The organism is Streptomyces sp. NPDC039609, assembly GCF_055596705.1.
The window spans coordinates 456,840-469,003 of the sequence record NZ_JBVIUJ010000007.1 but is presented as its reverse complement, the minus strand read 5'-3'; the positions used below and the strand labels follow the sequence as shown (position 1 = coordinate 469,003).

Here is a 12,164-nt window from a genome sequence, read left to right as displayed (position 1 = left end):
TGCGGGGAGCACGGTCGGCGGCCTGCGCGACGGGGGCGAAGCCTCGCGCGTCGGCGTTCGTGCGGGGAGCACGGTCGGCGGCCTGCGCGACGGGGGCGAAGCCTCGCGCGTCGGCGTTCGTGCGGGGAGCACGGTCGGCGGCCTGCGCGACGGGGTCGGAGCCTCGCGCGTCGGCGTTCGTGCGCGTCATGCCTGGACCGCCTCGCCGGTCAGGACGCGGCCCGCGCGGTCCGCGATGTGCGCGGGCAGGTCGATGCCGGCCGGCAGGACGGGATCGGCGACGGGCTCCCCGAACGTGGTGACGACCGGCAGCACCCCGGCCCACAGCCCCAGTGCGGCGTCCTCGCTGTCCCCGTCGTCCGGCGGCCCGGTGGCGATCTTCACCGACGCCTCGACGAGGTCGAGCACCACCAGCGCGGTCGCCGCGAGCTCCTTCCGGCTGGGCTGCCGGGCGTAATCCCACTGCCCCGGCGCGCACTGCTCTGTGAGCGCGCGCAGCCCCCGCAGCTTCTCGTCCGGGTCGGTGACGAGCCGCGGGACGCCGTAGATCATCGCGCAGCGGTAGTTGACGCCGTGTTCGAAGACGGAGCGGGCGAGCACCAGGCCGTCGACGTGCGTCACGGTGACGCAGACGGTCGCGTCGGGCGCCTGGACCAGGCTGCGGCTGGCGACCGAGCCGTGCAGATAGAGCCGGTCGCCGTCGGTGCCGTACGCCGTGGGCACGACCATCGTGGTCCCGTCGACGGTGACGCCGAGGTGGCAGAGGAAGCCGGCGGCGAGCACCGCCTCCAGATCGGCGCGCCGGTGACTGCCCTTGTGGCGCATCCGGCGCAGCCGGGTCCGCTCGGTGGCGGCCATTTCGTCCGGGGCGGGTACCTGCTCGGCGGCGGTGCTCATGGTGTCCTCTTCGTACGGCCGTCGTGGGCGACGGCGATGGGTCCTGGGCACGGGGCGCGCGCGTGGGCACCACCCCGGCTTCTACGGGTTGTACGGGCTTCAGCCGCGGGCCGCCACCGGCGCTCGCCTGTCGGAACGGCGGCCGGTCGCGAGGGAGTCGCAGATCTCGCCCGCCCGCACGGCGGCCATCGACAGGAGGTTGGCCGTGATGCCGTGGCTGTGTTCGGTGCCGCCCATCAGATAGACGCCCGCCTCCAGCTCCGGTCCCGTCCGCACGCGGTAGTCGCGGTGCACGAGCAGTCGGCCGTCCTCGTCGCGTTCGCATGCCGCGTTCAGTTCGCCGAGGAGGCGGGCCGGGTCGGGCTCGGTGTAGCCGATGGCGTAGACGACGGCGTCGGCGGTGAGCTCCTCGGTCTCACCGGTCGCGAGATTGCGCACCCGGACCCGGACCTCGTCGGCGTCGGCCTCGACCGATGTCAGCTGCGAGGCGCCCATGATGCGCAGACGCCGCTCGCCGCGGACCTGCTCCTGGTAGGAGCGGCGGTAGAGCTCCTCGATGAGGTCCATGTCCACCACGCCGTAGTTGGTGTTGCGGTGGTAGGCCATCAGCTTGCGCCGGACGTCCGGGTCGGCGCCGTGGTAGAGGTCGACGGCCTCCGGGTCGAAGATGCGGTTCGCGTACGGGCTGTCGTCGGCGGGGCTGTAGCCGTACCGCGTGTGGACGGCGACGACCTCGGCGTTCTCGTACGTACGGTGGAGGTGGTCGGCGATCTCGGCGGCGCTCTGTCCGGCGCCGGCGACCACGAAGCGGCGCGGGCTCTCGGTGGGCAGCGCGGCGAGCCGGTGCAGGAACTCGCTGCTGTGCCACAGGCGTTCAGAGGAGTCGACGCCCTCGGGCAGACGGGGCACGAGGCCGGTGCCGAGGACCAGGTTGCGGGCCCGGTACGTGACCACCTCGGCCTCCCCGCGCGCGGCGACGTCGACCTCGACGACCGGTCCGGCCTGGGTGGCGGCGCGGATGCCGGTGACCTCGAGGCCGTAACGGACCATGTGGTCCACGCCGTTGGCGGCCCACTGGAGATAGTCGTGGAACTCCTCGCGGGTGGGGAACAGCACCTTGTGGTTGATGAAGTCGACCAGTCGGCCCCGGTCGTGGAGGTACGGCACGAAGCCGAAGCGGCTCGTCGGGTTGCGCATCGTGGCCAGGTCCTTGAGGAACGAGACCTGCATGGTGGCGTCCGGGATCAGCATGCCGCGGTGCCATCCGAAGGCAGGCTGCTTCTCCAGGAAGACGGCGGTGAGCTTCTCGTCGGGCGCGGCCCGCTCGTTGTGCTCCTCGATGGCGATGGCCAGGGCGAGGTTGGCGGGGCCGAAGCCGACACCGACGACGTCGTAGACGGGAGTGGTCTCGTTCATGGTGGTGCCTTTCGGTTTCAGGAGGTCGTGCGGGCGGTGAGGGCGGCGCAGCCGGCGGCGAGGAGCAGCGCCATCAGGAGGCCCGTACCGGCGAAGGAGAGGAAGACGACGGCGATGACCAGGGTCACGACGGCGGTGGTGCGCAGGGCGCGCCCGGCGCCGCGGGCCCGGAGGGCGGCGGCGGCCGCCGCGACGTACAGCAGCAGGAAGGCGCTGCTGGTGACGATGAGGACGAGCTCCTCGCCGGTGTCGGTGACGGTCAGGGCGCCGAGGACGGCCGTGTAGGCGAGGGTCAGGGCGACGGTGGCCGGCACGGGCCGGTCGGCCAGGGAGCGCGGCAGGATGCGGTCGCGGGCGGCCGCCCGGACGACACGGGTGGCGCCGAGGACCCAGGCGTTGGTGGCGACGACCGCGAGGCCGAGGGCGAGCAGATCGCCGACGACGGCGCCCGCTTCGCCGAGGGAGGCGCCCAACAGGGCGGTGATGACGACGGGTTCGTCGCCGGGGACGGCCAGGTAGGCAGCGGTGACGGCGGCGTAGAGCAGCCCGACGACGGGCACGGCCCAGCGGATGGCGCGGCGGTAGCTGCGGGCGGGATCGTCGACCTGTTCGGCGAGGGTGGAGACGTTCTCCCAGCCGAGGAAGGAGAAGAACGCGGTGACGACGGCGATGCCGACGCCGTCCCAGCCGTTCGTCAGGAACGGCGTGTACTCCCCCGCGTCGAACCGCGGTGCGGCGACCGCCACGGCCCCGCCGAGCCCGAGCAGCAGCACGACGAGCGAGGCGGCCTGGACGCGCGCGCCGGCGGTGAGCCCGAGGAGGGTGAACGCGGCGGACAGGGCCATGAAGCCCATGGCGATCGGGTACACCGGCCCGTCGGGCTGCCCGAGCAGCCCGAGCAGACAGCGGGCGGAGACGATGCCCATGACCGGGTTGCCGATGACGTACGTCGCGACGAGCAGCAGCGCGGCGGCCCGCCCCGGCCGTCGCCCGAGCCCGGCGGTCACCATCGCGGCGAGCCCGGCGGCGTCGGGCCGCCAGGCGGACATCTCGGCGAAGAACCGGGCGAACGGATAGGAACAGACGGCAAGCGCGAGCCATGCCAACACCGAGGCGGGTCCGGCCTGCCGCTCGGTCAGCCCGGGCACGAGCAGAATGCCGGTCCCGACGAGGCTGCTGACGTAGAAGACGACGAGGGCCCGTACGCCGAGCTTCTTCGAGGACGCTTCCCTGCCGGGGGGCGAGGGGCGGGACATGAGATCCGTCATGGGTGTCACCTCCGGTGGGGTGGGGGTTGGGGACGGGCCCGGCGTCGGACCGCCGGGCCTGCCGGGGGGCGTCAGGTGCTCGACAGGACGTCCAGGGCTTCCGCCGCCGCGAGTTCGGCTGCTGCCGGAGCCGTCTTGAAGCCGGCGCCGGACCAGCCGGTGGCCAGCACGATGCGGCTGTCGGGCCGTTCCCGGCCGAGGTGGGGCAGGGAGTTCGGGGTGTACAGGTCGACGCCCTGCCGGCCGCCGAGGAAGCGGGTCGCCGGGTCCGCGAGCCAGGGCCAGCGCGCGGCCGCGCCCTGGCGGATGTACGCCACGTGCTCGTCGGTGAGCGTGTCCTCCCCGCCCGCGGGTACGTCCCACTCGTCGACGGGTCGCCCCGCCATGTACCCGCCCGCCGCCTCCCCGGAGACCTGGGGCCGACCCCAGACACCGGTCACCATGTCGACGACGGTCGGCAGTCCGGCCGTGTCCGGGTGGTGGAAGAAGCCGTACCGAATGCTCTTGGTGCGCCCCGCGTCCGAGCCGCTCAGCCGGTGGCCGGCGATCGCCCCGGTGCCGCTGCCGGCCGCCAGGACGACGGCCAGGGCCTCGACGGGCCCGCCCGGTTCCAGCAGGACGCGGACCCGGTCGGCCCCGGGCGGCGCGACCAGTTCCCGCACCCGGGCGGGCAGCAGCCGGGCGCCGTGGGCCAGCGCCCGGTCCCGGTACACGCGCGCGGTGCGCGGCGGATCGGCGTAACCGCCCTCCGGTTCCCACACGGCGGCGCTGACCCCGTCCACCGACAGCCCCGGGAACCGTTCCCCGATCACTCCGGGCTCCAGCAGCTCCGCCGGCACCCCGGCGCCATTGAGCTCGGCGACGCCCTTCTCGGCCTGGTCCAGGTCGGCGTCGCCGCACAGCACCAGCGAACCGGTCGGCACGAAGCCGTACGGTCCCGGAACCAGGGCCGCGGGCCCCCAGGCCAGCTGGTGGCTGCGGAGGGCGAGCCCCCGCAGATACGGGTCGGCCTCGAAGGCCCGCACGAGCCCACCGGACCAGGCGGTGGCGTGGTCACGACGCCCGTCCATCGGCGCGACGAGCGCCACCCGCGCACCCTGCCGGGCGAGCACGGCGGCGGTCGCGGCCCCGACGACTCCGGCGCCGACGACGATCACGTCGTAGGCCCGGCCCCGGTGACCACCGCCACCGCCACCGCCCGAGGACGTCGACGCCGACGCCGACGCCGACGTACGAGACGGAGCGGGTACGGGTACGGGTACGAAGTCCCAGCCCACGCTCCCCTCCACGGGCTCCCCGAGCGCGGTGAACGCCCGGTCGGCATGGGCCCGTACGGCGGCGAGCAGAGTCCGCCCGGTGCGCTCCGGGTTCTCGGTGAGGGCCTCGGTCGCCGCCGCGAAGGCGGCCATGACGTGGGCTTCCGGCCCTCCGCGCATCCGGGCCACGCGCGCGCCCCGGTTCCCGCCCGGGTTCGCGCCCCGGTTCGCGTCCCCGAGGAGCTCGGAGAACTCGTCGACCGCGCAGTCGTCGGTGAAGTACAGCTCCCCGTCGAAGCCCGCCTCCCGCCACTCCCGGCCGACCCGCGCGGCGCCGCCGTGGGTCCCGCACACGACGAGCGCGGTGAGCGCGGCCACGTCGGCCCCGGGGGTGGAGACGATGCCCGGCGCTCCCGCCGCCGTGCGGAAGCCGGTCGCCAACGGGCCGACGCCCGGCGGCGCACCGGTCGCCGGACCGCTGCCGTCCGAGACGACGGGCCCGGCCGGAAGTCCGGCGGCCGCACCGGGGCGGGCGGGGTCGCCCACGTGCCACGCGTCCCGTACCAGGCACGCCAGGCCCTCCCCGTACGCCGTCCCGTCGTGCGTGACGGCGATCCGGGTGTGGCCGGCCGCGCCGACGGCGGCGAGCAGATCCGCCGCCTGGGCACGGTCGTCCGGGCACCAGCGCAGAACCGTGCCCCCGCAGTCGGCGAGCAGGTCCGGCGTCGTGGCCAGCGGCAGCAGGACGGGCAGGCCGCCGGACCGGTAGACGGGGAGCGCGGCCCGGGCGCCGGCGCTGTTGAAGTGGCCGATCACCAGCGTGTGCCGCCCTTCGGCGACCACGGCCTCGGCGATCTGCCGGGCCGTCTCCGCCTCTCCCCGGTCGTCGTACAGCTCCCAGGTGACGTCCCCGTACAGGGCGGCGGCCCGCTCCAGGTGCTCACCCCATGCGGCCCGGGGCCCCGAGAAGGGCCCGACGACGGCCCCGCGGGGCAGCACGGATTCGGCACCGGCAGGCTCGGCGGGAGCGGGCCGGGCATGGAAGCCCGGGGACCCCGCACCCACACCCCCGACGACCTCAGCCACCGAAGACCGTCCCCGGCCAGGCCGCCAGCGGCGCCCCCGGGACCAGTGGCGTCAGGGCCACCGCGTCCACGGGGCGTACCGCCGGCAGGCCGAGAAGCTCCGACAGCCGCGCCGAGCCGTACGGCAGCGCGGGCGCGGCCCACGCCGACAGCGCGGCGGCCGCGGCCAGCTGCGCGGCCAGCGCGGCGCGGTACGCCGATGCGCCGTCCGGGCGCTCCGCCTCGAAGCCGTTCACGTACCCGAAGTCCTCGGCCAGGGCGACGACTTCGTCGAGCAGCGCGACCGCCCGTCGGGCGTCGTACCCCTCGACCCCGTACGCCTCCCGCAGCTGTCCGACGGTCTCCGTCAGTCGCCCGCGCAGCCGCTCCCAGGCAGCACCCCGCGGCGTCTCCGCCGGGACCACGCCCCCGTCCTCGGCGACGGCGGCGAAGAGTCGGCCCAGCCAGCCGTCCCAACGGTCCGCCAGCCGCGACCGGCTGATCTCGAGCGCGGCCGAGCTGAAGCTGGTCTGCCGTCCGTTGGGCCGGTCCGACAGCACGTGGTAGCGCAGCACGTCCGCGCTCGTACGAGCCAGCTCCTCGTGCGCCCAGATGGCGTGCCGTCGGCTCGTGGAGAACTTCAGCCCCTCGAGCCGGTAGAACTCGTTGACCACGAAAGCCTTCGGCAGCGCGATGTCCGCGTCGTACGCACGGAACGCCGCCGGGAACAGCAGCGCGTGGAAGTAGCCGTTGTCGAAGCCGAAGAACTGCACCGGCGCCGGCGCGGGCCCGGTCTCCCCGGCGCCGGTCCACTCCAGCAGATAGCCGGGGGCCATCTCGAACCACACGTAGATCCGCTGCTCGGTGAAGCCCGGGACCGGTACCGGCACACCCCAGTCGGAGGGGTGGCTGACGGCGATCTCCGGCAGCCCCTCGGCCCGCATCCACTCGCACAGCGACCGCAGGTGCGGTGGCATGTCGACCTCGGCCCAGAAGGTGGTGAGCTGCTCCTCGAAGGGGGCGAGGGGGAAGTAGAGCCGTTCGCAGTCGCGGAGTTCGGGGGTGTCGCCGCATCCGGTGCAGACCGGCTCGACCAGGTCCGCGCAGTCGTTGGGGCGACCGCACGGCTCGCAGGCGTTGCCGTTCGAACCGGAGCCGCAGTGCGGGCAGCCGCCCTTGAGGTGCGCCTCGTACAGCCAGCGCTCACAGCCGGTGCAGTACGGCAGCGGCCGCGTACGGGCGACGATGTGGCCGGCGTCGTACAGCCGCTGGAAGAACTCCTGCACCACCGACTGGTACTCGACATCACGGCGCGGGCGGACGATGGCGTCGAAGTCGGCACCGGCCTGCCGCCAGACGGACTCGATGGACGCGCCGTACCCGTCGGCGACCTCCTCGCCCTTGCGCCCGCCGTCGTTGAAGCCGCGGACGGGAACGTAGCTCTGGTGGTCGTCCAGGCCGGTGGTGTACCGGACGGTCCCGGCCCCCTCGGCCACCAGATAGCGACGCAGCACGTCACCGGCGAGGTACGGGCCGGCGAGGTGGCCGATGTGCAGGTCGCCGTTGGGCGTGGGCGGGGTGGCGGTGATCCAGTGCGTCGCGCTCACGCCGCGACCTCCTCGTTCTCGGTACGGACGGCGGGCTCGCGCAGCGGCCAGTAGAGGGAGACCCAGCTCAGCTCCTCGTCACCCGTGTTGTGGACGACGTGCTCCTGATTGCGGGGCAGGACGACGATGTCGCCCGTGCGGAAGGGCGGTTCGAGCACGCCGTCGAGGGTCACGCTGCCGGCGCCGGAGAGGATGATCATGACCTCGTCCTGGTTGTGGCAGTCGGGGTCGGAGTCGCCACCGGGCCGCAGGAAGCAGGCCATGGCGCCGACCGGCGGCTCCTTGTCCCCGCCGGGCCACGGAATCAGCCGCTGGCAGGCGAGGCCGAACTCCTCCTCGGCGGAACTCCGGTCGATGCGGAAGCGGTTCGGGCTACGGTCGGCCATGGCCTCTCCTGTGCGGTCTGCCCGCCGGGCGGGCGGGGTGGTGTCGGCGCTGCCGTACGGGGTGACGGCGACGGCCGGCTCCCCCGGGGGCAGGATGGGTGCGGTGAAGGGCATACGGGTCTCCTGAGGCGTGCGGCAGGTGACGGGCGACGGCGACGCGGGCGGGAGGGCGTGTCTCCGACGCAGGGCGGGGATCTCTCCGACGCGGGTCCGGTCTCTCTCCGACGCGGGGCGGGGCAGGGCAGCCCGGGGTGGGGCAGGCCCCCGTCAGCCCCCGTCCAACCCCCGCACCGCCGTCACCGGGATCCGGGCGAGGCCGGCCATGACCTGACGAGGGCCGGCGCCCCAGCCGTACCGTCGCTTGAGCGGGGCGAAGTGGAGGGCGATCAGTTCGAGGAGCGGACCGAGATCGCCTGGCGTGGTGCCGAGCAGGGCGAGGAGCTGCTCGGTGCGGGTGATGCCCGCTCCGGGGCCGATCCCGTGCACGGCCGCGTCCTGCCAGGTGGCGCCGGCGCTGCGGGCCACCACGGTGTTGTGGAGGGCGAATCCCTGGTTGTCGTGGGCGTGGATGCCGACCGGGGCGACCACGGCGGCGCGGGTGGACTGGACGAGTTCGATGACACGCTCCGGGCGGAGCGAGCCGAGCGAGTCGACGAGAAAGACGGCGTCGAGCGGTCCGAGCGCCGCCGTCTCGGTGAGACAGCGGTCGAGTTCGGGGTAGGAGGCGAGGTCGATGTCGGTGAGGAGCAGACAGACGCCGAACCCGGCGTCGCGCAGCCGTCCCAGCGGGGCGGCGGCCCGCGCCACCTCGTCGTAGCGGACGGCGACGCGCACCAGGCCGACGGGGAGTGGGACGGCGGCGATCCGGTCGGCGATCCGGTCGGCCGCCGCCGCGGCGGGGCCGTCCCCTGCCGGCAGTTCGGCGGCGTCGAGCAGGACCGCGAACCGCGGCCCGTACCGCTCGGCGCGGGTGACCGTGAGGACCTCGGGCAGCGGGGCGCCGGCCGTCCGGTCGGCGGGATCGCGCACGTACCCCAGCTCGATCACGTCGATGCCGAGCCGCCCGCAGACCGCGAGATAGTCGGCGACCAGCTGCGGTGACGGCGCGCCGCCGGTGAGCTGCCCGCTGGTACGCAGGGTGCAGTCGAGCAGCGTCATACATTCATCCCCAGCCGGTGTCGTTCGTTCCCGGGCCGGGGACCGGAGCGCCCCAGCCGGTGTCGTAGGTGCCGCTGACGACCGCCGCGCCCCAGCCCGTGTCCTCGGTACCGGCACCGGCTCCGCCGCCGGCGGCGAGCTGCGTGCCGGTGACGGTGGCCAGGCCCGCGAGGGCGGTGATCAGGGTGGCGTACACGGTGTTGCGGATCCGCCGCTTCATTCGTCTGCTCTCTCTTCCGCGATGACTGAGTCCGAGTGTTTTCAAGGGATTTGCATGGCTCGCGTGCTTCACGAGCTCTGTGAGCTTTGACCTTGTGGGCGGTGAGATGAACGTATCCGGGATTGCATGACTATCGGGCGAACCGCATGGCTCATTAGGCTGCATGGCAGCAACAGGACGCTGTCACAAGCGGGGGTAAAGGTGGCGATACCAGACAGAAGCGAGAGGCCCGAGGGCCTCGCGAGCGGCCCTGGCGGCGGCTTCACGGTCGGACTCATGGGGGCGCCTCCGGGGGAGGCTCTACCGGAAGGCCTGGCTCCGGACGATCCCCCGGCGCGGGTCTACACGACGATCCTCGGGCGCGATCCCGACCTCCCCGCGCGCCCGGCGGACCTGGCCGCTGAGCTGGAACTCCCGCTCGCGCGCGTGGAGTCGGCGGTGTCGGCCCTGCTCGACATGGGCCTGTTGCGCCGCACGCCGGAGCGCGGGGTCCTGCCGGTGCCACCGGACGAGGCGGTCCAGCGCACCCTGGGCCCGCTGGAGCGCGAGATGCGGGCCAGGCGCCTGCACATGGAGCGCACACGCGAGCAGTTGATGGCGTTCATGCCGCTCTACGAGACGCATCTGTCCCAGATGACGCACCTCCGGCGGGCGGAGTACGTGGAGGTCCTCACCGATCTCCGGGCGGTCCGGGAGGCGATCACCGAACTGGGCCGCACCTGCGAGAGCGAGGTCATGACGGCGCAGCCGGGCGGCGGCCGGCGCGCCGAGGTCCTGGAAGAGGCGGTCGCCCGGGACGAGGAGCTGCTGCGCCGCGGCGTCCGGATGCGCGTCCTCTACCAGCACACGGCCCGCTTCTCCGCGGGCACCTGCGCCTATGTCGAACGGGTCGGCAAGCTGGGTGCCCAGGTGCGGACCCTGGACGACGAGTTCATGCGGATGCTGGTCTTCGACCGCGCGACGGCGGTCATCCCGGTCCCGGACGACCCGAACGCGGCGGTCCTGATCCGTGAACCCCACGTGGTCTCGTTCATGGTCGGCGCGTACGAACGCCTCTGGCTGGAGGCGCTCCCGTTCGAGACCGAATGGGACCGCCAGACGATCATGGACATCTCCGACGAGCTCAAGCAGACGATCGTCCGCCTCCTCACGGAGGGCCTGACCGACGCCGCGATCGCCCGCCGCCTGGGCCTCTCGGTCCGCAGCTGCCGCCGCCACGTCGCCGATGTGATGGCGGCCCTGGGCGCCGAGAGCCGCTTCCAGGCGGGCTACCTGCTGGCCCAGCAGGAACGCGAGCAGCCGACGGGCTGACGGCGTACGGCGCCGACGGGCAGTTCATCAAAGGAACAGGGAAACGAAGCGGCGCCCGAGCCGGCCGAAGCCGTCCCGGGCGCCGCGTAGCTGGTCACACGGTTATGGAGTGACGCTGAACAGCATGCGCTTGCCCGGGTGTTCGGTGACCGTCCAGAGCTGGTTCGGCGAACCGGGCCAGACGGAGAGGTCCTCGACCCCGATCGCGGACACCCGGCGGGGGGACGTCTCTACGAGTCGTCCGGTGCCGGTGTCGGGCCTGGCGACGATCAACCGGCCGTTCGACATTCCTCGGCTCTGACTGAGGTAGTACGTGCCGTTGATGACCGCGGCGCCCTGGATCCCGCCGTTGTCGGTGTACGACGTGTTGTAGGGGATGCGGTAGGCCTCGTCGGCCGCCCAATAGCCGTTGGCGTCCAGTTTCGGCGTTCCCCCGCTGGAGTTCATCGGCCGACGGATGACCCTGCCGGTCGTGTACGCGTCCGTGACCTGTGCCTTCTCGCACCACTCGCCGGTGGTGATGTGGCGGACGCTGGAGCTGCGGTCCAGGCCGGCGAAGCTGGTCTTCGGTGTGACGTCGTTCGCCTGGCACGTCTTGTCGTTGTCCTGCATGTCGCAGGGAGTGCCCGGCGGCGGCTCGACCGTGTCGCAGGCGGTGTTGGTCCAGCCGTCGCTCTGCGGAAGGATGTAGCGGTATCCGTGGGCGTGGTAGACGCCGTCCTGCCTGCCGATGGCGGTCTTGGACGTGCCCCACTTGTCCGCGGGCAGGGCCCCGAGGTCGATGATGTTGCGCAGGTCGAAGACGCGGAATCCGCGGTTGGTGTCGGCCACGTACAGGTAGTAGCCGTACCAGACGATGCCGCCGGCGTGCAGCGAGCCGTAGTTGTACTGGCTCGACGAGTAGTGCTGCGAGGTGCGCACACTCATGTAGCTGGCGTTGCCCGAGGAGTTGATGAACGGGTACACCAGCAGGACGTGGGCGTACTTCCCGGTGCTGGAATCGATGAAGGAGACACGAACGCCCTTGCGTTCGGTGTTCAGTCCGTCGGCGTCCGCGTCGTCGGGCTTCTTGTCGCCGTTCCAGTCGTCCTTGTTGTACCAGGTGACCATCATCGGCTTGTGGTCCGCGGGGTTCCACCCGGCTTCGGGATCGCCCCAGGTCTGGTCCTCGTCGGCGTCGGCGACGGTGGTCACGCCCTGCGGCCACCACTCGGAGTTCGCGTTGCCGTTGTCGGCGTCGTCGAAGCAGAAGCTCCGGGTGAAGTTCTCCGGCTTCGTGCCGGCCTCGACGGCCGCCGCGTTGCAGACGCCCGAACTCCACGTGCCCTGACGGGCGTCCGCCTTCAATATCGAGTTCACGCCTATGTTGGGCAGGTCGGCGTTCAGCTTGTCGACCCGGCCCTGCAGCTCGGCCCGGTTGCCGATCGGGCGGAGCTCGAAGTTGCCCAGCGCCAGGCCGGGGTCGTCGACGGCCTGCGCGGGTGCTGCCGTCAGCAGCGACGCGGCGAGGGTCGCCATGATGGACAACACCGCCCTCGTCTTGAAACTCCTCTTCACGCATTCCTCCCGTGTAATTGCCAT

Annotated in this window: 11 protein-coding genes; 1 reads left to right on the top strand and 10 read right to left on the bottom strand. The window is 72.9% G+C overall.

The window, feature by feature from the left end; translation table 11 throughout:
- From ACZ561_RS23345 to ACZ561_RS23305, 9 genes are all read right to left on the bottom strand, one after another.
- A partial coding sequence (locus tag ACZ561_RS23345; protein WP_470998209.1) for a hypothetical protein occupies positions 1 to 190 on the bottom strand: 190 nt, incomplete at its 3' end.
- Positions 187 to 897 carry a pyridoxamine 5'-phosphate oxidase family protein gene (locus ACZ561_RS23340; protein WP_470998206.1) on the bottom strand — a complete coding sequence of 237 codons (711 nt, stop codon included), beginning with the start codon at positions 895 to 897 and terminating at the stop codon, positions 187 to 189. The genes ACZ561_RS23340 and ACZ561_RS23345, both read right to left, overlap by 4 nt.
- Before the next feature lie 99 nt (positions 898 to 996).
- Positions 997 to 2,313 (bottom strand): lysine N(6)-hydroxylase/L-ornithine N(5)-oxygenase family protein, encoded by a 1,317-nt coding sequence (locus tag ACZ561_RS23335; RefSeq protein WP_470998204.1) that lies wholly within the window; start codon positions 2,311 to 2,313, stop codon positions 997 to 999.
- Positions 2,314 to 2,330: 17 nt separating this feature from the next.
- Positions 2,331 to 3,581: an APC family permease gene (locus ACZ561_RS23330; RefSeq protein WP_470998201.1), complete on the bottom strand. Its 1,251-nt coding sequence runs from the start codon at positions 3,579 to 3,581 to the stop codon at positions 2,331 to 2,333.
- Between the two features lie 71 nt (positions 3,582 to 3,652).
- A complete protein-coding gene (locus ACZ561_RS23325; RefSeq protein ID WP_470998198.1) occupies positions 3,653 to 5,923 on the bottom strand; it encodes an FAD-dependent oxidoreductase in 2,271 nt (756 codons plus the stop codon).
- Positions 5,916 to 7,508, bottom strand: a complete 1,593-nt coding sequence (locus tag ACZ561_RS23320) for a class I tRNA ligase family protein (protein ID WP_470998194.1) — start codon at positions 7,506 to 7,508, stop codon at positions 5,916 to 5,918. Before ACZ561_RS23320 ends, ACZ561_RS23325 begins: the two co-directional genes overlap by 8 nt.
- Positions 7,505 to 8,008, bottom strand: coding sequence for a cupin domain-containing protein (locus ACZ561_RS23315; RefSeq protein WP_470998191.1), 504 nt, complete (start codon positions 8,006 to 8,008; stop codon positions 7,505 to 7,507). Before ACZ561_RS23315 ends, ACZ561_RS23320 begins: the two co-directional genes overlap by 4 nt.
- A 153-nt stretch (positions 8,009 to 8,161) precedes the next feature.
- Positions 8,162 to 9,052: a beta/alpha barrel domain-containing protein gene (locus ACZ561_RS23310; protein WP_470998187.1), complete on the bottom strand. Its 891-nt coding sequence runs from the start codon at positions 9,050 to 9,052 to the stop codon at positions 8,162 to 8,164.
- A 4-nt stretch (positions 9,053 to 9,056) separates the two neighbouring features.
- On the bottom strand, positions 9,057 to 9,272 hold the full coding sequence (locus tag ACZ561_RS23305; protein WP_470998184.1) for a hypothetical protein: 216 nt from the start codon (positions 9,270 to 9,272) through the stop codon (positions 9,057 to 9,059).
- A 276-nt stretch (positions 9,273 to 9,548) separates the two neighbouring features.
- Between ACZ561_RS23305 and ACZ561_RS23300 the strand changes: the two genes are divergently transcribed.
- On the top strand, positions 9,549 to 10,583 hold the full coding sequence (locus ACZ561_RS23300; RefSeq protein WP_470998181.1) for a LuxR C-terminal-related transcriptional regulator: 1,035 nt from the start codon (positions 9,549 to 9,551) through the stop codon (positions 10,581 to 10,583).
- A gap of 102 nt (positions 10,584 to 10,685) precedes the next feature.
- Here ACZ561_RS23300 and ACZ561_RS23295 read toward each other — a convergent pair whose 3' ends face one another.
- A complete protein-coding gene (locus ACZ561_RS23295) occupies positions 10,686 to 12,140 on the bottom strand; it encodes a hypothetical protein (protein ID WP_470998178.1) in 1,455 nt (484 codons plus the stop codon).
- Between the last annotated feature and the right edge of the window lie 24 nt (positions 12,141 to 12,164).

Coding starts and splice junctions, on each gene's coding strand:
- ACZ561_RS23340 (WP_470998206.1), bottom strand. CDS start 897: ATGAGCACCGCCGCCGAGCAGGTACCCGCCCCGGACGAAATGGCCGCC.
- ACZ561_RS23335 (WP_470998204.1), bottom strand. CDS start 2,313: ATGAACGAGACCACTCCCGTCTACGACGTCGTCGGTGTCGGCTTCGGC.
- ACZ561_RS23330 (WP_470998201.1), bottom strand. CDS start 3,581: ATGACGGATCTCATGTCCCGCCCCTCGCCCCCCGGCAGGGAAGCGTCC.
- ACZ561_RS23315 (WP_470998191.1), bottom strand. CDS start 8,008: ATGCCCTTCACCGCACCCATCCTGCCCCCGGGGGAGCCGGCCGTCGCC.
- ACZ561_RS23310 (WP_470998187.1), bottom strand. CDS start 9,052: ATGACGCTGCTCGACTGCACCCTGCGTACCAGCGGGCAGCTCACCGGC.
- ACZ561_RS23305 (WP_470998184.1), bottom strand. CDS start 9,272: ATGAAGCGGCGGATCCGCAACACCGTGTACGCCACCCTGATCACCGCC.
- ACZ561_RS23300 (WP_470998181.1), top strand. CDS start 9,549: ATGGGGGCGCCTCCGGGGGAGGCTCTACCGGAAGGCCTGGCTCCGGAC.